The sequence below is a fragment of the Arthrobacter sp. P1_H7 genome (genome assembly GCF_056405215.1).
Map to the genome: position 1 here is coordinate 139,165 of NZ_JBFUCO010000009.1, position 23,826 is coordinate 162,990.

Consider the following 23,826-nt stretch of genomic DNA (forward strand, 5'->3'; position numbering starts at 1 on the left):
GCGTGCGGCTTCGGAGGGGCCGTGGTTTTGCTTCTTCTGTCAGCCGGAAGCCTTGAGCCGGTCCATGAAGCGGAGCGACTCGGCGACGATCTGCTGCTGCGCCTCGTTGCGGCTGATGCCCGCGTCGCCGTCCCCGGGCTGCTCACCGTAGTCACCGAAGAACGCGTGCACGCCGCCCACAACCGTTGCGTAGGTGGTGGTTGGCGGGAGCAGGGACCTCGACGCCGCGATCTTGTCCGGGGTGCTCAGGCCGTCGTTTGAGCCGGAGATGGAGAGCACCGAGAGGCCCTGCGCGTCCGTCATGGTCCCTGCGGGGTACGAAGCAAAGAGCAGCAGCCCGACGACGTCATGATTCGACGCCGCGAAGGATGATGCACTCACGCCGCCCAATGAATGACCACCGACGGCCCAGGAAGCGACTTCGGGATGCCGGTCCATGGCTGCGCGGGCCTGGTTGGTGTCCAAGAGGGAGACGCCAAGGGGTACTTTCAGGATGACGACTAGATGACCCGCGGCCGCGAGCGGCTGCAACAGGTCCTGATAGGCGTGCGCGTCTACCTTGGCGCCGGGGTAGAAGACGAGACCCGTGGTGGCTGTACCCGCCGGGGCAAGGGTGATCGAAGTGGCGTCTTCTGCAACCCTTGACCCGGCTGGCGCCGTCGCGCTGGATCCATTGGCCGGGACCGTCTTCTCGCGGTCGGGTTGGTGGGGGAACGGGCTGAGCCACATCAGCGCCGCCACCAAACCGAGGACCGTGAGCCTGCCTGCGATCCCGCGGACCAACTGCCAGGTGGAAATATCACCGCTTCGCTCCTGTTTGCCGCCGAACAACCAGCGTCTGACCAGAAGCGGCGCCCAAAAGATCCCCAATGCGACGGCGGCCACCAGGAGAGCCGGCAGGGCGGGGTGGCCGCCGAGGACGGCCGGGTTGGTGAGCAGCATCCAGAGGGGGACCACTATCAGGGCGGCCGCCGCGAGAGCGCCGCTCCAGTTCAGGATCGAGGACTTCCAGGAAGTGGGGTTGGGCCCTGTGGGGACGGGGCCGGGGGTTTCGGTGGGGTTCGCAGGACGAAAAGGCGGGCCTTCCTTCACGGCTTGATGATACCCCCCCAGGCAGCGGAACCCTGTGGTGTCCGGGCGCGGGAAAACCCCGTCACCGGCTCGATCAGAGGCCGCTGCGCCCCACCCACAGCCCCTGCAGCAGCGGAAGCACCGACGCGATCATCAGGACATTGCTGAGCACCATGTCATCTGCGCGGACCACGGAGCCGGAAACCAGCAGGGCGCCGAAGATCAGCGCCGATGCCGATCGCTGCGCCGTGCGGTCAAGCCGTCCCAGCTGCCGCTCGAGGCGCGGATTTGCCACCGACAGTGAACCGTCCTCAAGCCGGGTTAGCAGCCCGTCCAGACGTTTCGGCAGACCCAGCGCCATCCCGGCGGCATCGAGCGCCTGCTGGGCAACATCCTGCACGATGTTGCCGCGCTCGTCGCGCAGCAGCTGCGCCGCATAGGGTTCGACCGAGTCCCACAGATTGAACCGGGCGTCCAGCGAGCTGCACACACCCGACGTAAGTGACATTGCCCGGATAATGAGCAGGAAGTTCTCCGGCATCTGGAACGGCAACGAGCGGACCACGTCACCGAACTCCACCGCGAAATCACGGAATTCCCGGGGGTCGACCTCGCGAAGCTCGGCGAAGCCCATTCCGCCAAAGCGGGCAAAGAGGTGTGTCATCGCCCGCTCAAGCTCTACCGTGTCGGCCGAGGGCACCAACACCCCCACGTCGCTGATCGCGGTCATCAACCCCTTGCCGTCACGCGAAGCGGCAGCGATGAGCAGCTTCCGCAGACCGCTGCGTGTGCTCGCCGGAACTTCGCCCATCATGCCGAAGTCGATGAATGTCAGCTTCCATGGGCGCTCCGTGGATGGATCAGTATCCGGCGTGACAAAGATGTTCCCCGGGTGCGGATCGGCATGAAAAAAGCCGCTCGTAAAAATCTGGTCGAACATGACCGAGGCAAATACAGGGGCGACCTGGGCCGGATCGATGCCCGCCGCCAGCAGTGCCTCCGAGTCCGTGATCTTGATCGCCGTGACGTCTTCGAGGGTGAGCACGCGGCGGGTGCTCCGTTCCCAGACGACGTCGGGCACCTCCACCCGGCCGTCGTCGGCGAAATCGGCAGCGAACCGCCCCGAATTCGCCGCCTCATTCAGGTAGTCGATCTCCTCAAGACTGGTCTGCGCAAACTCCTCGACCAGGGCGGGCATGTCGGCACGATCGGACACCAGGCGCACGTGGCTGAGCCAGCCGCCCACTTTGCGCAGTGCCGCCAGGTCGACGTCGACAATGGCCTCGATGCCCGGCCGCTGTACCTTCAGCACCACGCGGTCGAGCCCGGTGTCGGCGGCGTCGGCCGGACCAAGCCTCGCCCGGTGCGCCTGCCCGAGGGATGCTGCTGCGATCGGTGTCTCCTCGACCGAGGCGAACAACTGCTCCAGTGGCGCGCCCAGCTCAGCTTCGGCGAGGGCTCGGATCGCGGAGAACGAAACCGGAGGCACCTCGTCCTGCAGCCCCTCAAGTTCCTTGGTGATCTCGGGCGGCAGCACGTCGAGCCTGGAGGACAGGAACTGTCCGACTTTGATCATGAGGCCGCCGAGGTCCACCGCCAGTGCATGGAAGCGCTGTGCGAAGCGCCGCATCCTCTTCGCCCTGGTGCGTTCGGCAATCCTTACCAGCCCGATGCGGGGGAGGAACAGCTCGAACCACCAGGTAACCGCGAGATGCCATGCGGCGAAGCGCAGGATTCGGCGGTAACGGGCCCGGTAGCCCCGGGCGCCGGGAACCGGAGCTGCCCGGTCCTGGCGAACCGACGTCACCCCGGTCAGCCCTGGGCGAGGATCGCGTATATCCGGCGGCGCGCGTCATCAAGCACCGCCACGGCTTCGTGCACCTGCTCCGGCGTCCCGGTGCGTCCCACTTGGGAGGCGGCTTGCGCGAGTTCGACGCCCGCCTTGGGCAGCGCCGCGAACCCCGAGCCCGACGCCGGACCAGTCGATTCCCAGGGCGCTGACGTACCGGCACCCGCCATCTCCTCGCGGCCCGCGTCCGTCAGGGAATAAATCTTGCGGCCGTTGGATTCCTCAGCACGGATAAGGCCCTCGTCGGCCAGCAGCTGGAGGGTTGGATAGACGGAGCCAGCGCTGGGCTTCCAGGTGCCGCCGCTGCGCTCCTCGATTTCACGAATAATCTGATAGCCGTGCATCGGCCGCTCGGCGAGCAGTGCCAGCACAGCCGAGCGCACCTCGCCACGCCCCGCCCGGGAACCCGAGCGCTTCTCGAACCTCGAACGCAACTCCTCTACGGCCTGCCACATGCCGTCGACATTGTTGCCGCGAAATCCGCCTGCCGGGTAAGAACTGCGCATCATGCTCTCCTCTGGACGATCGTGAACGATATACAACGATAGTCAACGATACACGCGTAAATTTGCGAAACCAAGAGGGACAGTGATCCGCTCAAGGGCCTAAAACAGGCCCTTGCAGCTAGGGAGGGTTGGCTTTGGGGTCCGGTATGCCGAGGCATCACCGATCCTCGACCCATCTTCAGGCACGAAGCGGCCGCCCATACGGATAGTCCACCCACTCGCCCGGGGCCCCATCGCCGGCCACTGCTTGCGCACCTTCTTTTACCGGATGGAAATCAGCTGGGTAACGGGCGCCTTGTAGTACCGCATCGAGATTCACGTCCCGTTGAACTTTGCCATCCCGGAATCGGACGTCGTAAGAGAAATATGTCTTACCAAATATCAGGGAATGATGCTTTCTGGTGACCTTTGTTGCCCTGACGTGAATCGGCAAAGTCTTGGTCATATGCTTTTCCTACTTCAGAATTGGTTGCCAAGGTCGATCTGGAGATTTTGCTACGTGCAAATCACCAGCGTTGAGTGCGGCGGCCGGCGTTTTGTCCTCGGAGCATCACTCAGCCTTCCCCAGCGACTCACCCGGCACGACGACTGCCGTTGAGTACTCAACCCAATCCTCGTTCCTACCCTCCCTGAAGAGGCGATCCGCAGTCCGCTGACACTCCTGCAAGTCGTTCCAGGGGCCGTGGGGGTCCAAGCCGATAGCCTCTGCCAATTGCTGCGCTGGTACGACGCGGGATGCACCCGGAGTTGTCATCACTTCGTACATGTGGTCTCCCCGAACGAACAGCCCCTTGCGAACTGGAACTCCGACAATTTATGTCTGTCCAGTCTTCGCTCCTCTCCGAGGGCATCGATCAGCGTGAGGTCATTTGAGGCTCCAGGAATCAGTGACTTTCACGTGGGATAGGTCAATGGCAGTCGCGTATCAATACGGCTCCGGTCGGAACTGGGCATCAAGGATTCAATCCGCTCCCATTGGGCATCGGTCAGGGCGGCAGTACACGACATGCTTCCAGCGTGCCAAAGCAGACGAGAACCAATTGGGAGGCACGCCCTAGCCGGGAAGATACCCGCCAGAAACCAGAATTGATTGCCCCATGGCCCACTGCCCCAGAATCCCGCCCAGAACGATGGCTGTTCCGAGAGTATATGACACCGCACGAGATGCTTTGTTCATTTCGTGTGAATCAGCTTTTCGCGCCGACCGCCATAGACCTATAATTACAATTGCAATAGGAAGCATGGCAATCTGCATGGGAATCCCTGTGCCAGCTCTATTGTATTTTCCGTCGTAAGGCATCCGGGTGTCCCATGGAACATTTGCGAAAACGAATAGAGCAATGCCGATACAAGCTGCAATGCCAACCGCACAAAGAACATTTATATACTTGGCGGCTTTTCTGCCCAAGAGGAGGTCTTCGGCGCTGAGTGCAACCTGCGGCTCATCTTTGCCAGTGCCGGAACTCATTCCATTACTCACCACGGCTTAGCTCCAGTTCCTTGATTTATAAGTTCTCCGCTTACACTTTTCACGCTTTCAACAATAGCTCCAACGTGGGCGCCACCGTAGGCAGCGAACGAATGGGTCATCCAGCCAGGGTTCGGGTTCAGGTCGGAAGCCCCCGGAAAGCGTGAAGTAAGCGAACCCGCAGAGGCATCGAATACCATTTCGGTGAATTGATAGGAATCCCCACTGATCAAACTATCAACAGAGCCGCCAGCCAGAGATCCTCCTCCGCCTACGACGACTTGGACTGCTTTCGACGCTGAACTCGTCAGAGAACCGGTGAGATGACCGCCTTGGGACCCCAAGGCCCCGCTGACGACGCCGTTGGCAAGTGCACCGATGGCACCCCTTGCTGACCAGTCTTTCTGGGGATTCGTCACAAAGTACATTCCGGTGTTGCCTGCACCCCCGGATATTCCATTGGTGACTGCAGACCTGACCATCTGCTGGCCCGGCAACCCCGACACATAGCTCCCGGCCCCCGAACTGACGCGGGAAATTCCCGAGGTCACGGAGGATCCGATTCTTGAACTGGCGCTCGACACTGCGGTACCGACCCTACTGGCACCAAATGCGGTCGCCACCCTACCGACCGGCGCCGACGCAGTTAGTGCCTTAGCCGCGAGGGCCGCACCGCCGCCAACAGCACCAGCCGCGCCACCAATAAGGGCATCGCGGCCGACGTGTCCCCAGTCCACTGTTCCAGTCGTGGCCTTCTGCATCCCAATTGACGCACCTGCACTGACCAATGCCCCGGATGCTGCACCGAGGAGGACGAGCCCCACCGGGCCACCCACCCCGGTGCACATCAGCGCAACGCCGGCGGCGACTAATACGGCGGCCGCGATATATTCCTTGTTTTCGTTGATCCAGTTCCCTGCCGCGGCGAACGCTCCTCGGGTGGAGCCGTCGTAGGCCTTCAGCTCGTCATCGGTGAGCGGGCGCAGTCCGGTGGGGTCGGTGGTGTTCAGGGGATTGTTGCCTGCGTAGGCGTAGGGGTTGCCGTCCCATCCCGCACCGAGGACGGGGGAGAGGGGATCGGTGGAGAGGAAGCCGCGGGTGGCCGGGTCGTACGCCCTGGCACCAAGCCATTCCAGACCCGCAACATCCACGCCACCGTTACCCGTCAGGGTGATCCCCGCAGGCAGCACACCGGCAAGCCCGGACACCGAACCCGGCCCGGACACCGAACTCAGACCCGCGACGCCGGGTTCCGGTGTGGCGGCCACCGGCGCGCCGATGACGGCCCAGGGATCGGTCTGGTCGGTGGGCCGGGCGGCGCGCCAGCCCGGCGTTATCCAGGCGTCCGCGATACCGGTGACACCACCTGGCAACGAAAGGACCTGTTCACCGCCGATGCCGGCGAGGGTGGGGATCGGGTTGGCGGTGTCCCACCACAGCTCCGAACCATCGATGGCAGCCAGCTCGCCCAGGGCGTCCACCCACAGCTCATGCCGGGAGGTTTCCATGCCGTCGGAAGTGCGGTCGGCAACGTTCTTCAGCTGGCCGCTCTGACCCCACGCATACTCGGTCCAGGACCCATCCGGGCGGATCAGCCGGGTGCGGCGGCCCAGGCCGTCGTGGACGTACTCCGTCCTAGTGCCGTCAGCATCCGTGACGGCAAGGAGCTGCCCCGCGGCGTCGTACTCATAGGTCCGGGACCCGCCCGGTGCGGATTCCCGGATAAGGCGCCCGCCGGCGTCGTACACCCACTCCGAAACCAAAGCCGGCACCGCAGCCGGAGCGGAAGCCTCCGCGTCTCCATTCCGGGTAGTGGCGGCCGAGACCATCTGCCCGGCCCCGTCATACCCGTACCGGGTCACGGCACCGGCGCGGGTCAGGGCCGTGATCCGGCCGTCCCCGTCCCGCCCGATCAGTGTGGCATCGGCCGAGAGAGGATCGGCGCGGTCCGTGCGGCTGTGCTCGGACAGGTTCCCGTAGCGGTAGGCCCATTCCTGGACCAGATCCCCGGCGGTGGCGGAGGTGATACGGCCCGAGGCGTCGCGGGTGAACACGGCCTCCCCGAGCCGGGGGTTGCTGACGGCGGTCACCCGGCCCGCGGCGTCCCGGACGTACGTGGTGGTGGTTCCGTGCACGTCGGTGAATCCGGTGCGGTTCCCGTCGGCGTCGTACTCCCAGGACATTCCCCGGCTGCCACGGGTGCGGGAGGTCAGCTGCCCGCGCCGGTCAAACGCCAGCTCGTGCTCCACCACCAGGCCGTCCGCGCCCGTGTAATCGGTAATAATCACGCGGCGGCGGATCAAGTCACGCTCGACGGCGGCCAGCAGCTTTCCGTCGACCGAGGTGGAGGATTCCCGGCCGGCCGAATCGTAGGTCCAGGTGGTGGTGTGCCCGTCCGGATCGGTCTGGGACAGTTGCCGCCCGGCGGGATCGTAGGAGGCAGTGGTCACTCGCCCAAGCGCGTCGGTGACGGAATCGACCAAGTCCGTGGCCGTGTAGGTGTGGGTGGTCACCCCTCCCAGGGGATCGGTGACGCGGACCAGGCGCCCGCGGACGTCGTACTCGAACAGGGTCCGTCCGCCGACGCCGTTGACGGTCTCGGTCAGCTCCCCGGCGGTGTTGTATTTGAACCGGCGGGTGCCATACCAGGAGTCCTGGGAGAAGGTCAGCCGCCCGGCCTTATCGTAGCCGTACCGGGACACGCCCTGGCCGGGGGAGCGGCGGGACAGGAGCCGCCCGCACGGGTCGTACCCGAACGTCTCCACCTCACCCGTGGGCAGCGTCCGGGCGATGACCCGCTGGTCCGCGTCGTAGGCCAGTTCCGTGACCGCGCCGAGGGGGTCCGTGGTTTTCCAGGGCCGCCCGCACACGTCGTACTCGTACCGGGTGACCGCGCCGGTAGGGGAGGTGATCGAGGTGATCTTGCCGGCCACGTCCCGACCCAGGACCGTCAGGCCGCCTTCGCCGTCGACGAGCTCCACCGGATTGCCCGCGGCGTCATAGGAGACCAGCTCCGCGGAGCCGTCCCCAGCCTCAACCCTGATGGGGCGCCCGTACTCATCGAAGCTGAACGTTGAGGACGCGAACGCATCCGTCAGGGTCGCCGTCCCGGCCTTGCGGTCCGCGATCGCGTCTGCGCGGACCCCGGTGGGGTCGACGACGGCGGTCAGGGCGCCGATCTTGTCGTACTCCCGCACCCAATCGTGACCAGCGGGGTCCGTGATCCCGACCAGCCGGGACAGCGTGTCATGGACAAAGCCCCAGCGGGCGCCGTCGGGCAGTACCGCGCCGGTGACGTTGCCCAGCTCATCGAACACCCGCTCAATGGCCCGGCCCAATGGATCGATTGTCCGGACCAATTCACCGTTGGCGGCGTATTCGAGTTCGGTCCGCCCGCCGTCCGGGGCGACGAACGCCGTCGTCCGCCCCGCGTGGTCGTGCTCGAAGGTCCAGACCGCGCCGTCCGGGTCTTCACGCCGCACCAGAACGCCCGCAGCGTCATAGCTGAACTGGGTCTCCGCCCCGGACGGGCTGAGCGCCGCAACCGGGCGGCCTGCATGGTCACGGACGATCCGAGCGACGTCCCCTACAGCATTCCGGGTCGCGACCAGGTCCCCGAACTCGTCGTACTCAAAGTCGACCGCCACCCCGGCCGGGTCCACCACCCGGGCCAGCTGCCCGTTCTGCCACTCTAGCTCGGTGCGCCCGCCCAGCGGGTCCAGGATCACCGAGGGGTCCCGCGACACCTCGTCGGCATACTCATACGAGACGACAGACCCGGACTCCGTCACCAGGGTGGTGATGCGGTCCTGCTCATCCCAGCCGTAGGTGAGGTCCGCGCCTTCCGGGGTAACGGTCCGGATCTTCCGGCCCCGCCCGTCGTAGGCGTGCACGGTGACGGTCCCGTCGCGCTCCGTGAAGGAGACCAGGTTTCCGTGGCCGTCGTAGGCCATGGACTGCCGCTGGTCGTGGGAATCGAGCACGCCGACAAGGCGGCCCTTCGCGTCGGCGATCCACGAGTTTGACCGGGTACCGTCCTCATCCGAAACGACCGTGACCCGGCCCGGCAGATACGCAAACCTGGTCCGGCGCCCATGCTGCGTGACCTGCAGGACCACCCTGCCGTGTTCGTCGTAGGTGTTCTCCGCCTCGAGAACACCCGCGGCCGAGACCACGGCATCGATCAGGCCCTGCTCATTCCACCGGTATGTGCGCGCCCCCAGTTCGGTAGCGACACGCGTCAGCCTGCCAGCGGCGTCGTACGCGTACTCGACCCGGCGCCCGTCCGAGGCCCTCACTACGGCAACGAGCCCGTCCGCGTAGTCGACGTCGAGGAACCGGCCGCGCACATGCGCCAGCCGGGTCACCAGTCCGGCACTGCCGGCGTCTGCGCCGTCGACCGGCCTTTCCCGGAGGGCGGACACCGTCTGGCCGGGACCGGACCCGGCGCCGAGCCACAGGCCGGCGAGGCTGTAAGCCCACCAGGCACCCTGGTTGTCCCGGACCACCAGGGCCTCGGACGTGCCCTCCGGAAGGGTGCCCAGCTCCGCCAAGTCAGCTGCTGTTGCGGGCTCGCGGGTGAGCCAGTAATTCTCGCCCACGCCGCGACCCCAGCCGGCTCCCTCGCGGGGGAAATCGACCGCCCGGCCGTCGGCCATCACCCACCGGCAGCCCTCATCCGAGACCGCGAGGTACTGATCCAGAACTGAGGCCCACCCCGGACCGAACACCCCGGGCATCTCCAAACCCGACGCCAGCGAGTTGTACATCCGGGATAAGAACAGATTCGAGGAAACCCCGGCGAACCCTAGATCCGACTCTGGCTCGATGAAGTTTCCCGTCGCGGTGTTCACAGGATCATTCGCGTACCCGCTGGTGGGCATCGCGCCCGCCGCCGTCGGCGGATCGATCACCAGCCCGGACCGGTTCGCGCTCACGCCTGCCGCTGCCAACGCCTCATTCAGGGCCGCGTCCGAGAGAGTTGAGATGTTTCCCTCGCCCCCGGCGGCCGCAAACGCGTCCGCGACCGTTACCGCCCACTTCGCGTCGTTCTCGTTGGCCCTCAAATACTCCCGGTAAGCAGCGAGCACCCCTGAAGCATCAAGCGATCCCCAGTAGCAACTGGACCCGAACGAGGCAATGTGATCTTCCAGGGTGCCGGGAGCCGACGACAATCCGTCATCCAGGCCGCGGGAGTTCGCCGCGAAGGACCGCAGAAGAGCCGGACGCGCCGAGGACGTCCCGCCCCCGTACCCGCCGCCGGGTGCCGGGGTATTCCGCGATCCCGTCCTGGCATCGGCCGGGGCGAATGTCGGAGCGGTCCCCGGTGCCGCGTTCGGCCGTTCTTCCTCACCGAACAAAAAATCACCGGCCTGCTCGAGCAGATTCCGGTCATTGTGCCGCCGGACCCACTCGTTGTTCCTCTCGCGCCGGGCGTCCTCCTCATGCCCGGCGTCGATCATTTGCCCTACGTAGCCGGCCACCGTCCGCAACGCCGACACCAACGCGTTCGCATCATTCCTCGCCGTGGCAGCGTTGGCCTCGAAAACCTCCGAGAAGTGCCCCTTGAAGTCTTCCTTCGCCGAGGCGACGTGCGATGCCCGCGAGCCCGACTGCTCCTCAAGCCTTGACGCCGCCGACTCGAACGCCGACATCACCGACCCGGCCACGGCGTAACTGAACCGCCCACCATCAGAAGCATCCGAAGCCGGCAACAGCGGCATCTCAACGAACTCGGTCACAACCAAAGCCCCCCACAGAACAAGAACCGGAACAGAAAGACAAACCACCAAACCGTGCATCGGCCGGGTGACCGCACCACTCACCAGAGCGGCGCGGTCACCCGGCCTTCACGCAAGCAAATACAGACTCAGGCGCCGCCGCCGGCGGAGAAGATGTCCTGCGAGATCTTCTGCAACTGCCCCCGCAACTGCTCCAGCTCCTCCCGGGCCTTATCCAAAGCAGCCTTCGTCTCCGGCCAGGTCGAACCACGGAACTGCGCAGCCAAAGGACCATCCCAAACGTTCGGATCCGACAAAACCCTTCCCTGCGCATCCAGCGCCGAGATCTGATCCGTGAAACCACCGTTAATGATCGACTGCACCTGCCCAATGGCAGCCTTGGCTTGCTCAGTAGACAACACACGCGACATAGAAATTCCTCCCAAGAGACAACCGCTTCTCCGCCGGACACAGCACCGCCGGCGACCGGACGGTGCCGACGCTACCAACACCAGCCAATAAATCCAACAAAAAGAAAAACTAGGGGGGCGGACATGACAACCCAGGTCACACGCATGACACGTGCAAGCCGCGATTAGTCCATTCGTGAGCCAAACCCCGTATCATGCTGAAGGCACCATGAACGGAAGAGGGGACGATCATGCCCAGACGGACTAACACGCACCAGCACACGCCGGGGCGCCGCATCGCGCCGGGCCGGGCGCTGGGCGTATTCCTTGCGGCCCTGGGGCTGATCGCGACGACGTCGTGCGGCCCGGCCCCCGCGCCGGAGTCGGTGCCCAATCCGGTCAAGCTCCTGCAGAGCGTGCGCGTGGGCATGTCCCCGGCCGCCGGGGTGGAGACGATCGAAGGCACCACCATCTCCGTGTCCGCGGCCGGCGACTCCTCCGCAGCGGACACGAAGTACGACGCCGCGCAGGCCGTGGGCGAACTGCCGGTGCGAGTGAGCCTGCAGTACCGGGCTGGCGAGAAGTCCGGCTCGGACCTCACCGAGCTTCAAGGCCACACCGGGCCGGTCGAGATCGACCTGACACTGGAGAACCTCACGGTCAAGCCGCGGGTCATCGAGTACGATGCCGCGGGCCAAACCCGCTCCGACACCGCCCTGGTAGGCGCCCCGCTGACTATCGCCGCCTCAACGAAGCTCACCGGGGTACGGGCCGACGACGTCACCGCCGGCTCAGCGGACGGCGGAACCGGCACCAACGGTGTCCTGAGCAGCACCGAGGACGGAGCCACCGTGGTGCAGTGGGCCACCGTGCTTGCCCCGCCGCGTTCCGGGGCGAGCACCACGCTGCGCCTCGTTGCCGATGTCAGGGACTTTCAGGTCCCTGCTTTCGACGTGGCGGTCCAGCCTGGCCTCAACACCGACCTCAGCGCGGACGGCGTGCTCGCCGGCGCGTTCTCCTCCGGCACGGGCTCCGAGATGGGGCTGCAACGCCGCACCATCTCGCTGGTCTCGGACGTCAACACCGTGTTGACCAAGGCCGGATCCACCATCACCGAGGTTCGGCGGAACCTGCAGGTGACCTCGCAGACCCTGGGCGCGAAGACCGCGGGCGAGCTGCGCGATAACTCCCAGGCCCTGGCCGCGACCATGGTGGACCTGAAGGAACAGTTGAAGACTCTCGGCGCCGACCTGGAGACCGCGACGAAGTCAACGCAGTCCACGACTGCGTCCCAGCTGAAGGTAACCGTCGCCGCCGTGGACGCGATGCTGGGCGACACTTCGGCCGTGCCCGCGACGGCTCCCATCAACGGTGACGGCTGCACCGCGGAGGTGCCCAAATCGGGGAAGGCGGCCACGGTCTACTCCAGCATCCAGACCATGGCCTCGCAGCTCGACGCCTACGCGAAGGTGAGCGCGGGCTGCCGGGATATCGTGGCGGGTGCCATCAAGGCCACCATGGGCCCCGAGGACCCTACCGCGGAGGAATGCGCGGAGCAGGGCTCGATGACATGCTCCCTCTACGGCTCTGCCGTGACCGTCACCGGCGCGTTGCTGGGCCTGGTGAAGAAGGGCGACGAGCTCGTGGCGGACCTGCAGCCGCAGATGGTCGAGGGCGCGATCAAGGATCAGGAGGCCGCCGCCGTCACGCTGGAGAAGGTGCGCGCCGATTTCGCTGCGGTCCTCGACGGCGCCGAGACCACCGAAGACTACAAGACTGCCCTTGCAAACGTGGATGAGGCGATCAAGTCCGCCCGGGCCTCCGTCGCCGCGACCCGGGACGCGGCCGCTGCGGTCCGCGGCAGCATCGACGGCCTGCGGCAGAAGCTGGGCGACATCAAGAAGACTGCACAGGACGCCCGGGGCGAGGTGGGTGACCGCTCGCTGCTAAAAGGATCAATGACGCAGCAAACCCAGCGGCTCGCCGACGAGCTGTGCAAGATGGCCGACGGCGGCTTGCCCCGCGAGGGCCGGTTGTCCGCCGAACAAGCGGAGCGGCTGCGTTCCTACTTGACGTCCGCACCGTGCGAGCCCACGGATGAAAACGGAAACCCGGCGCAGGACCTGCGCCCGCCGCTGGGGTTCAAGGACCCGCTGGACGATCGGATGGAGGCCCAGGCGGCCGCCTGGGACGCGGTCCTGGCGGCCACCGACACCACCGCCCCGGACGAGGAGATCGGCCAGGCGTTCACCACTTTGGCGACGACGATCGACGACATCGACGCCAAGCTGGACGCGATCAACAAAGCCACGAAGGCCCTCGACGGCGCCGCCACGGGAGACATCAACAGCAACAAGCGCGAACTTGTTGCCCTGGACGCCGCGCTCGGCGAGGCGATCGACTCCTCCGGCCGGGTCGGCTCGACGCTCGCGAAGCTGAAGGAGCAACAGGACGGGCTCGGCGACAAGATCAAGCAGTCCCTCCGCGAGGTCTCGGCCGAGACCGCCGCCGAGGTCTACAAGACCGTGGACGAGCAAGTGCGCCAGGTTGCCGAGATCGGCGACGCGGGCTCCGAAGCTGTAACCACGGCGTTCAACCGCTCCATCTCTGGCTTGAAGTCCACGTCGGACGAGGTGGTGAACGACGCCGAGGGCACGGTGAACAAGCAGCGGGATGAACTGCTGGATCAGAGCGACGCACTGGCCGCGTCCCTGGACAAGAGCACGCAGTCCTCGCTCGCGAACATCGCCTCCAGCACATCCGGCTCAACCCGCGACGTTGAGGGCGCCAGCGCCCTCCTGTCCTCAAGCCTGAACAAGGTGATGCTCGACCTGGGTGACCGCTCGGTGAACGGATCCGGCCTGCTCGGCTCCATGGCCACAAGCGCCGCCAAGGCCGACACCGCTGACTATCAGCTGGCACTGGCATCACAGAACGCTGAGGGCTATGCCAACATCCGATCCAGGGACGTGGCGGGGCTGCTGCTGCGCCAGGCACAGTTCAAGGCCTCACTCACCGCGGTCGACGAACTGCCACCGTTCCACCTCGAGGTGCCGGCCGGCGCCACGTCGCAGACCCTGTACACACTGAAGATCGGCGGCGCCGCATGAGCTCCCAGACCAGGCTCACGACCCTGATCGTCGCCGGCATCACTGTCGTCCTGGCGGCTGCGATCGCCCTGACGACCCTGGCGCTGAGCCGTCCCAAGGAGGCTTCACGGCCCGATCCGGTAGCCGCGACGGTTCCCGTTGCGCTGAAAGCCGAGGGCCTGCCGAAGGACTTCTCCATCGGCGTCGTCCTCACGCTGGGCCAGTCCGGCGAGCCCGGCTCCGAGTACAACCGCGCAGCACAGGGCGCAATCGTCGCCGCACAGCGCTTCGCCCAGGGCGGCGCCGCCGTCGCCCTCTCGGCCCAAAACGACCGCGGCACGGAGGACGGCGCGCGCGCCGCCGTCCGCGCGCTCGCCGAGCAGGGGGCGTCGGGTGTCATCGTGGCGACCGCGGGGGCGCAGGCCCGGGCCGCGGCCAAGACCGCCGAGGAGCTCGGCCTCCCGGTGATTCTGCCCTACGCCGAACCGTCGGACCCCGCGCAGGCTACCTGGACCACGGGGCCATCGGGCGCATCCGTCGCGGCCGGGCTTCGCACCGCGCTGAACGGCAAGAACAGGGTGCTGCTCGTCGGGGACGGCGGCGAGGTCCCTGCCTCGGTCGGGATCTCGCAGACGCTGAACCTCGACGGCTTCGACGACGTGACGGGCCTGGCACAGGAGGCCGCCATCCAAACAGGCGCCCAGCTGCGCCCGCCTGCCGAAGACGCCCCCGCAGGCGCCGAGTCCACGAGGGTCGCCGAGCCCGCGGACGCCGTGGTCGTCTCGGCCGCCACCCCGCAGCGGCTGGCCCGGTTGGTTCAGGCCCTACAGTCCCGCGACGTGTCCGTCCCCGTCGTCATACCGGACGGCGCCACCGCCCCGGCCTTCGCCTCCACGCTCGCCGAACTCGACGGCGCCGCCTCCGGGCAGCTGGTCAGCGTTGCCCCGGCCGGAGGTGATGCCACAGCGCTCCAGCAGGACGCCCAGGGGCGCGGGATGTCCGCATTCCTGTCCGCCGTGCGCCTGGCGTCCGGCGACCCGAAGGTCAGGAACCTGACGGGCGATGCCGCGTTTTCCGCTGACGCATGGGCGGCGGACGCACGCAGCCACGACGCCGTCGTCGCTCTCGTACGGGCGGCCGCGTCGGCTGGAAGCGGCGAGCCGTCCAAAGTCGGCGCGGCGTTGCGCGCCATGTCGTTCGGCCCTGGTGACGGCCTCGCCGGGCCGGAGCTGGATTTCTCGCGCTCCGCGGCGCTGACCGCGGAGGCAATCCCGGTCTACGCTTCCCCTCAGGACCTGGGCCTGCGCCCGCCGGACGAGGCCGCTCCGCGGCTCGTCTGGGTGCCGGCGCCGGCAAACCCCTGACCACCCCCCCGGCTCGCCCCTGAGCGGGCGGGCACCATCCACCACTGAAGGAGCGCCCCGGTGCGTGTGCTGATCGACTTGGACGAGCGTCGCTTTGAGTGCGACGTGGCTCACGCTGCGCCCGCCACGACGCTGACAGACCTCGTGGAGGCCGCCGGTGGCCCGCGCCTGGCAGCCGATGAGGCGGTGTTCGTGAACGAGGCCGAGGTGCATGGTTCCACCCCTGTCTCAGAGCTGATCTTCCTGGAGGGCAGCCGCATCTCGCGGGCGCCGTGGCAGATTCCGCAGCGCGTGCGCGGCTGGAGCGTGACGCTCGCCGGCGGCCAGCGCACCGGCGGCGTGGTTGATGTTCCGCAAGGGCGAGAGATGCTCATCGGCCGGTCCCCTCACGCCGATCTGAGCCTTCCCACCGAAAGCGCGTCATGGGACCACTGCCGTCTGCGCCGGGAGGAGGACGGGCTGCGGGTACTCGATGGGGGATCCACGAACGGCACCCTCGTCAATGGCGAGCCGGTGGGGGAGGACGGGGTCCTGGTCACCGAAACCGCCACGATCACGGCGGGCGGCACGGTGCTCCTCCTGCGCCGGTCCCTGGACGAGACACCCGCCCCGGCACCCGGCAGCCTGCACAACCTCACGCCGGCGGCGACAGCGCCCTTCAACCGGCCTCCCCGCCCCGGGCAGGCCCCGGCGGGCGAGCCCCTGGTCCCGCCGAGCCGCAAGGACGTGCCGCCAGCCAGCAAGTTCAGCTACATCACGGTGCTCGCGCCCCTCGTGATGGCGGCGGCGATGGTCTTGATCCTGCGGGATTTGCGCTTCGCGATGTTCGCCATGCTCAGCCCGGTCATGGCCGTGGGCATGTGGTTCGAACAAAAGCGCCGTCACGCCCGGGGCCTCAAGGAAGAGGACGAGCGTTTCGCCGGCGCGCTCCAGGGATTCGAGCAGCAGGTCCGCGCAGCCGCAGCGACGGAGACCGCACGACGCCATCGGATGATCCCCGATCCCGCGACCGTGGTCCGGCGCCCCGCACTCCCCGCCACGTCCTTGTGGCAGCGCCGCGCAGACGCGGACGACTTCCTGGCCCTGCACGCCGGCACAGGTGACGTCCCCTGGAAGCCCGAGGTGGACCGCACATCCGGATCGCGGCTGGATGAGAAGGTGAAGGACTCCCTCTCGGCCGCGCGCCTGCAGGCCGCGCCCGTGCTCGTGGACCTGACCGACGCCGGCGTCGTGGGTATCGTCGGGCCGCGGGAGGGGACTCTGGCGCTCGCGCGATCCCTCCTGGCCCAGGCCGCGGTGCACGTCGGTCCAGCCGACCTGACCATCGGCGTCTTCTGCGACGCCGGGCGAGCTGACGAGTGGGAGTGGGCCTCGTGGCTGCCGCACACGCGCCAGGCCGGCAGCAGCACGGGCGAGCGGTGGATGTCCGCGCACCGCGAGACGAGCCTGGCCATGCTGCGCACGCTCAAGGACACGGTGCAGGAGCTGCCTACACCAGCGATGCTGGTGGTCCTGGACTCCGAGGTGCTCACGGAGGGCAGGGACGCGCCGGCACGCGCGCTGCTCGGCACGGGCCGCTCCGTACCCGGGGCCCATGTGAACCCGCAGCAGCGCCCGTCACGGGTGGCGGGCATCGTCATCGCGACGTCGGAGGAGCAGTTGCCGGCCTCCTGCACCACCATCATCAGGGTCGGGGCGGACGCCGCGGCCACTGTGGACCAGCCGGAGGACCTGACCCGCGTGGAGGACGTCATCCTGGCGGGCCTGGACCAGGAGGAGGCCCTGCGCTGCGCAATGCGCGTGGCGCACTTCGACGATCCGGAGCTGAGCGTCCCCGGGGCCTCGCTGCCCCCGCTCGTGCGGCTGCCCGGGCTCCTCGGCTACGACCGCCCGGACTCGACCACGATCCGTCGCTTGTGGCAGGCTCCCACCGGAGTGTCCACGCCGATCGGCACAGGGGAGAACGGCACCCTGACCCTGGACCTGGTCAAAGACGGCCCGCACGGCCTGGTCGGCGGCACCACCGGTTCCGGCAAATCCGAGTTCCTCCGCTCGCTCGTGGCCGGGCTCGCGGCACGCAACGATCCGACCCGCCTGAACTTTATCCTCGTCGACTTCAAAGGCGGGGCCGCCTTCAAGGCATGCGAACGCCTTCCGCACACCATCGGCACAATCTCCAATCTGGACGAGCAGCTCGCCGACCGGGCCCTCCGCGCCCTGGAGGCGGAGATGGAACGCCGCCAGCGGGTCTTCGCCGAGGCCGGCGAGGGCATCGACAACCTGAACGCCTATCTGGCCACGAACCCGGCCGAGCCCATGCCCCGGCTGCTGCTCGTGATCGACGAGTTCGCCATGCTGGCCAAGGACTTCCCGGACGTGCTCAAAGCGCTCGTCAGCGTGGGTGCTGTGGGCCGCACCCTGGGTGTGCACATGATCCTGGCGACGCAGCGCCCCGCGGGCGTCGTCAGCGATGACATCCTCGCGAACACCAACCTTCGGGTGGCCCTGCGCGTGCAGAGCCGCGACGACTCCAACAACGTCATCGGTGTGCCCGCCGCCTCGGCGATCGGCCGGGCCCAGATGGGCCGCGCATTTGTGAAACTGGGTCAGGACGACATCACGCCCGTGCAGACAGCCCTCGTGACCGGACGGGCGCAGCTCGGTGGCGGCCCCGCCGTGGACGTGCGCGAGATCCGCCAGTTCGGCGTCCCCGTGCCCGCGGCGGCGCCGCCACGGTCTGCGGCCGTGGACGAGAACGACCTCGAACTCCTCATCGACGCGGTTGTCGAAGCCAACGCCGAGGCAGGGTACGCCCAGCCGCGGCAGGTCTGGCCGGAGGCCCTGGGCGAGCGCGTGGAGCTGGAGGGGTATCTTCCCCAGGCGGACGGCGGCCGTCCCGCGGCAGCGTCAGACTCTTCCACCGATACGGCACCCCGGCTTCTGCCGATGGTGGGCGCCGTCCGAGGTTCCACCGTCCAGGTGGCCATCGTGGACGAGCCGGAGCTGCAGCGCCAGTCCGCGGCGGGATGGGACATGTCCGTGGGGAACCTGATGCTCATGGGCGTGGCCGGCTCCGGCACGAGCACCACACTGGCCTCGATCGCGCTGACACTGGCGAAGGACGCCGATCCGGCCGAGCTGGACCTGATGATCCTCGACATGGGCTCCCGTGAACTCGAAGCCCTGGAACGCCTGCCGCACACCGTGGCGTATGTGGGAACCGGTGCCGGCGCCAAGGAGCAGCAGGCCCGTTTCCTGCGGCATCTGCACACGGAGCTCGAGAGCCGCCGCGCCGAGCCTGGCAGGCACCGCCGCGCCGTGGTGCTGCTGGACGGCCTGGCCTCGCTGCGGGACGAGTTCCAGGACTTCGAAGGGCAGCAGCTGCTGGCGTTGCTGTATCGGGCGTACGCGGACGGCCCGGCGCTGGGACTGTCCTTCGCGGTTTCCACCACACGCGCCAAGGCGGTGCCCTCGGCCATGAACGAGGTGACGCTGCAGAAGTGGCTCTTCCGGCTGGCGGACGCCTACGACTACTCCTCGCTCGGAGTCCGGGGCAAGGAAATCCCCGCTGCGCTTCCTGGGCGCTGCGTGGATCCCCGCACCTCGCTCCAGATGCATGTGGCCACCCCCGGCATCGGGATCGAGGCGGCGGTGGATCGCGTGCGGCAAAGCTGGGCGCAGGCGGCCGCGAAGACCCCGGCGATAAGGCGTCTGCCCTCCAGCGTCACGATGCTGGAGCTAGGCGTGGAACCCCGGCTGGAGGCCGAACCTTGGCTCATCCCGGTGGGAATACAGGAGGCGGACCTCTCACCTGCGTTCCTGGAGATTTACGAGGGCGAGCACGCGCTCGTCGCCGGGCCCGCCCGTTCGGGCAAGTCCACGCTGCTGTTGGCCCTGGCCGCGGCCCTGCGCGGCGCGGCCACCTCCCGCGGGCCGGCTCAGGTGTGGGGCATCTGCGATCGCCGCTCGCCCCTTGCCCTCGCCGATCTGGATCGCGTGGCCGTCGGCACGGATGATGTGCCGGCCCTGCTCGCCTCCCTGCGCCTCGAGCGCGGCCCGGTGTTCCTGCTGATCGACGACGCAGAGCGCTTCGAGGACGCCGATCAATCCATCGCGGGGGCCGTGACCTCCGGGCAGCCGGGGTTGTGCGTCATCGCGGCCGGACGGGCCGGGGATCTCCGCGGGCTGTACAGTCACTGGACCAAGACGCTCCGCAAATCCCGTCTGGGCGTGCTGCTGCAACCGGATGTAGATTACGACGGCGAACTGCTGGGCGCCGCACTCCCGCGCAGGGCGCCCGTGGCGCTGACCGCCGGGCGTGGATACATCGGCGTCGGCGGGCAATTGGCACTGATCCAGTCGATGAGCGCTGAGGGCTGAGCCCGGCTACGAGCGCCTACGAGCGCCTACGAGGAACGAGTGGACGGCGGGGCGCCTTGAGGAATCAGATCGATAGCGTTGGAGAGTACGGTATGCAATTCGCACAGACGGGTCAGGCTCTGGGAGCGTCCTACCGCTTCGGCGAACGGGTGGGCTCCGGCGCCGTCGGCGAGGTCTGGACCGTGACCTCGGCCGACGGCCGGACGTTTGCCGCCAAAGTCCTGCGCCCGGAGCACGCCGACGATCCCTCGCTTGTGGAGCGGTTCGTCCGCGAGCGATCCGTCCTGCTTGGCCTGCAGGACTCGCACATCGTCACCGTGCGCGACATGGTGGTGGAGGGCGCGCGGTTGGCCATCGTCATGGACTACGTCGCGGGCGGCTCGCTGCGTGACGCGGTGAAGGAGGCCGGCCCGCTGCGTCCCCTGGACGCGTTCAACGTCGTCGCCGAAGTGTTCGACGCACTGGCTTTCGCGCACTCGCGAGGCGTGACGCATCGCGACATCAAGCCGGACAATGTGCTCCTCGCCCGCCCCTGGCCCGAGTGTGGCGCGGGCGACGTACGGGTCTCCGACTTCGGCATCTCCGACGTCGTGGGCGAGAAGATTCGCCAGACGACCGGTCTCATCGGCACCCCGCATTACATGCCTCCCGAGCTCATCAGCCAGGGCCGGTCCGGCCCTCCGGGCGATGTGTACTCAACGGGTGTCCTGCTCTACGAGCTCCTTGCCGGGCGCACTCCTTTCGCCGGGCCGGGAACGGACTTCAGCGTCGCGTACCGTCATGTTTCCTCGCGTCCGCCACGGATTCCCGTGGACGACGCGGTATGGAACGTACTCGACCGGCTGCTGTCCAAGGACCCCGCCCAACGCCCGACGGCGAGTGAGGCCGCATCGACGCTCCGGCGTCTCGCACCCCGCCTTGCCGGCAGCAGCCCCATCACGCGTACCGAAGCCCCGGAGGACTTCGACGCCGTCGAACGCTCGGCCACCGTCGTCCGGGGCGCCTTCACGGACGAGGACCTCACGGCCTTCGCGTCAGGCTCGCCAGTTGACCACGCCGGGAAGGCTCCCGAGCTCGGGGAGGCGGACAGCGCCACCATCGCCCGTCCAATCCCGCGTCGTGAAGTGCGGCCCCGGGCGGGGGCCCGGCTCGAGGAACAGGTCGCCACCCCGTTCTGGCGCACCCGCAAAGCGCTACTGCTCGCCGGCGCCGCAGCCCTGCTCGTCGTCGCGATGGTCGTGGGGTTCGTTGTCCTCGCCCCTGCAGGTCAGCAACTGCCGCCCACCGCGGAAGGCGGCCAGATGTCCAAGCAACAGCAGGACGCGGCGCTTCCAACCGGCCTGACAATCTCGCGGGAGGCCTCCTATGAGCCGTCCTCCGGTCAGATCCGCTTGACTGTGGCGTACTCGGCGCAGAAGGCGCCGTTATCCGGTGAATTCCTTGAGGTGATCCCGGGCCTGGCCGATGGGGAAGCGTGCCCGGCGGTCACGTGGGACGGGGCTTCGGTGAGCAGGAATCAGGCCTCGATCACCGGCCTTGATGTCGAATGCGGCTGGAAGGTCTCGGGGTTGGAGGTCCCGGCGGGAGGGGCAGTCCAGGTCACCGCCAAGGTGTCAGTGTCGCCCGCGGACCAGGATGCCCTCGATGCCTGGCTGCGGGCCGGGTCCGAGGCGACGACGGCCGCGACGCAGGACCCTGCCGTCAAGGGCACGGCCTATCCCGTCCAGCGCCTGAAGGGCGTGGAGGTGCGCACCCCGGCGCGCGTCGTGACGCCCAGCCCGCTGAAGATCACCCTGGTGCCAGTGTGGGCCGGCGGCGCCGACGAGCTGAACCCGCTCTATGTCAGTCCAGCGTCGGGCAAGCCCTCGCAGATGCTCGCCGCGGTGAGCGGCGGGGAGAAGGGGATACGGTTCTCCGACGGCTGCGGCGGGGCGCTCGCGGTGGACAGCGCGGGGCTCACCGTGACGGCCCTGCAGATCACGCCCCAGTGCACTTTGCGCGCTAGCGTCGGGAACTTCACCGAGCTGCAGTCTCCAAGCTTCGGGATCACGTCCCGGGAGAACTCGTAAGACTGAGGGCTCGTAGGGCTAAGGGATCTTAGGGCTGAGGGCCTCGGGGGTTGCCCCGCGGGGCCATGACGTTGGCGTGGCCGTGCGAGCCGCACGGCCCGCACGGCCGCCGCGGCTGTCACGGGGCGGCCAGCCCGCCCGGCCGTACGGGCCGCTGCCGTCCGAGCCGCGCGGCTGTCCGGGCCGCTGTCATCCGGCCCGCACGGTCGTCCGGGCCGCTGTCACGCGGCGGCCACGGGATCTGTGGGCCGGAAGTATCTGTTCCGGCGGGGTGTTCGGGCGGGGTCGAGGTGGGGTGGCGGGATGAACCAGGGGATGCCGGTCTGCATCTGGATGTTCCAGTGTTCCTTGTGGATCACGTGGTGGTGATGGGAACAGAGCAGGGTTCCGTTCTCGGTTCCGGTGGTTCCGCCGCGGGACCAGTAGGTGATGTGGTGGGCCTCGCACCAGGGTGCGGGAATGGTGCAGCCGGGGAAGGCGCAGCCGCGGTCCCGGGCGGTGATGGCCTTGCGGATATGGGGCGGGAAGACCCGGGAGGCGCGGCCGATGTCCAGGACCTGGCCCTTCCCGCCGAGGACGACCGGGATGATGTCGGCGTCGCAGGCGATTTTGCGGATGGTGCCGGCGGTGACGGGGCCGGTGAACAGCAGCGAGCCGGTCTGCTGCAGCGCCCCTGTGCTGTGCGGGGACCGGGGTCCGGGGCGCGGGGCGCCTGCTGTGGCGCCGCTGGAGTCCTGGAGCCGGGTGAGGAGGTCGCGGTAGTCGATGGTGGCCATGACCTGGGGCCGGAGCCCGCCGGCGGCGGGCAGCCCGCCGCTCGCCAGTGCCGCCTTGCACGCGCCGACCAGCCCGTCGAGCAGCCGTTGCGGCCGGGAACGGAGGTCCAGGGACGGCAGCGAGGGGTCCTCATCAGCCGGGCTTGGCGCATCCGCCGGGCCGGGCGCATCCTCGCCGGCCCCGCCCTCGCCGGTGGCGGTGCCCTCGCCGGTGCGGGGGTTGGTGGCGGTGTTCATCACGGTGATCAGGTGTTCGAACTGGTCCGCGGTGGCGAAGATTTCCAGGTGCTGCAGGCCGTGGCGGGGTTTGCGGAGGAAGGCGCCCTGGAGCTGGCGGAGCAGTTCCTCGGAAGGTTCGGCGCCGTCCTGGTCCAGCGCCTCGGCCCAGCTGCGGCTGACGCGGGCGAGGAAGTCGGCGTCGTTCTCGGCCGCGGTGCGGGTCAGGGCGTGCTCCATCGCCGCCGCGGCCTCGGGGAGGCAGCTGTGCCGGACCCGGTCCAGGGCGAGCGTGATGACCGTCGCGGCCCGGGACGCGACCTCGCCGGCCGCGACGGCGGCTCCGAGCTCCCGGTGCACGGGCGGCATGGGCCGGCCGGCGAGTCCCTGCCGGGGCAGCAGGGTGTCGGCGAGGCAGAGCCGGCGCTTGGCCTCCGCGGCGCCGATCCGCAGCCGCGCCCGCAGGAACTCCACCGTGTTCCGGTACCCGTCATCCAGCACCGATTCCGGCACCGCCGGCACGGAACTGGTTGCGCTGGCAGGCTCCGCCGCAACAGACGTGCCCGAGGGAGCCGCCCCAACCGACGTGCCCGAGGGAGCCGCCCCAACCGACGTGCCGGAGGGAGCCGAGGACAAACAGGTGCCGGCGGGCCCCGCGGCCAGGGAGGTACCGGGTGCGCCGGTCTGCCATCCGCCGTCGCTCTCGCGCCAGCCGGTGGTCCACGCGGTGACCGCCCCCGCCGCAACCCCAGCGGCCGCGGCGGCGGACTGCTTCCTGGTCCGGTCCACGGCGGCGGCCGCGACGAGCTGCAGATACTCCACCGTGCGGGAGAGTTCCTCCACGCTGCCGGCGAAGTCCGCCGCGGCCCGGAAGCCCCACGAGCCCGCATCCTCCACCGCCGTCGAAC

12 protein-coding genes are annotated in these 23,826 nt (G+C 68.2%); 4 read left to right on the top strand and 8 right to left on the bottom strand.

Annotated features, from left to right (window positions below; translation table 11 throughout):
• Positions 1-39 precede the first annotated feature (39 nt).
• The 7 genes from AC1DXI_RS10870 to AC1DXI_RS10900 all read right to left on the bottom strand — a co-directional run bounded on the left by AC1DXI_RS10870 (position 40) and on the right by AC1DXI_RS10900 (position 11,045).
• Positions 40-1,092, bottom strand: coding sequence for an alpha/beta hydrolase (locus tag AC1DXI_RS10870; RefSeq protein WP_476938605.1), 1,053 nt, complete (start codon positions 1,090-1,092; stop codon positions 40-42).
• Between the two features lie 73 nt (positions 1,093-1,165).
• Entirely contained in the window at positions 1,166-2,878 is a 1,713-nt protein-coding gene (locus tag AC1DXI_RS10875) for an ABC1 kinase family protein (protein WP_476938606.1), read from the bottom strand.
• 5 nt (positions 2,879-2,883) lie between these two features.
• Positions 2,884-3,426, bottom strand: coding sequence for a PadR family transcriptional regulator (locus AC1DXI_RS10880; RefSeq protein WP_476938623.1), 543 nt, complete (start codon positions 3,424-3,426; stop codon positions 2,884-2,886).
• 178 nt (positions 3,427-3,604) lie between these two features.
• Positions 3,605-3,871 carry a hypothetical protein gene (locus AC1DXI_RS10885; RefSeq protein ID WP_476938607.1) on the bottom strand — a complete coding sequence of 89 codons (267 nt, stop codon included), beginning with the start codon at positions 3,869-3,871 and terminating at the stop codon, positions 3,605-3,607.
• 609 nt (positions 3,872-4,480) lie between these two features.
• Positions 4,481-4,894 carry a hypothetical protein gene (locus tag AC1DXI_RS10890; protein WP_476938608.1) on the bottom strand — a complete coding sequence of 138 codons (414 nt, stop codon included), beginning with the start codon at positions 4,892-4,894 and terminating at the stop codon, positions 4,481-4,483.
• Between the two features lie 8 nt (positions 4,895-4,902).
• The gene (locus AC1DXI_RS10895; protein WP_476938609.1) at positions 4,903-10,635 is read right to left on the bottom strand and encodes a DUF6531 domain-containing protein; all 5,733 of its coding nucleotides are present in this window, start codon (positions 10,633-10,635) and stop codon (positions 4,903-4,905) included.
• A 128-nt stretch (positions 10,636-10,763) separates the two neighbouring features.
• Positions 10,764-11,045 carry a hypothetical protein gene (locus AC1DXI_RS10900; RefSeq protein WP_018775865.1) on the bottom strand — a complete coding sequence of 94 codons (282 nt, stop codon included), beginning with the start codon at positions 11,043-11,045 and terminating at the stop codon, positions 10,764-10,766.
• A 230-nt stretch (positions 11,046-11,275) separates the two neighbouring features.
• Between AC1DXI_RS10900 and AC1DXI_RS10905 the strand changes: the two genes are divergently transcribed.
• From AC1DXI_RS10905 to AC1DXI_RS10920, 4 genes are all read left to right on the top strand, one after another.
• Complete coding sequence (locus AC1DXI_RS10905; protein ID WP_476938610.1) at positions 11,276-14,134, top strand: hypothetical protein; 2,859 nt, start codon at positions 11,276-11,278, stop codon at positions 14,132-14,134.
• Positions 14,131-15,477, top strand: coding sequence for a type 1 periplasmic-binding domain-containing protein (locus AC1DXI_RS10910; protein ID WP_476938611.1), 1,347 nt, complete (start codon positions 14,131-14,133; stop codon positions 15,475-15,477). Before AC1DXI_RS10905 ends, AC1DXI_RS10910 begins: the two co-directional genes overlap by 4 nt.
• A 60-nt stretch (positions 15,478-15,537) precedes the next feature.
• Positions 15,538-19,857, top strand: coding sequence for an FtsK/SpoIIIE domain-containing protein (locus AC1DXI_RS10915; RefSeq protein ID WP_476938612.1), 4,320 nt, complete (start codon positions 15,538-15,540; stop codon positions 19,855-19,857).
• Positions 19,858-19,949: 92 nt separating this feature from the next.
• Positions 19,950-21,926, top strand: coding sequence for a serine/threonine-protein kinase (locus AC1DXI_RS10920; RefSeq protein ID WP_476938613.1), 1,977 nt, complete (start codon positions 19,950-19,952; stop codon positions 21,924-21,926).
• 221 nt (positions 21,927-22,147) lie between these two features.
• Here the strand turns inward: AC1DXI_RS10920 and AC1DXI_RS10925 are convergent.
• On the bottom strand, positions 22,148-23,826 hold a 1,679-nt coding region (locus AC1DXI_RS10925; RefSeq protein ID WP_476938614.1), incomplete at its 5' end, for an HNH endonuclease.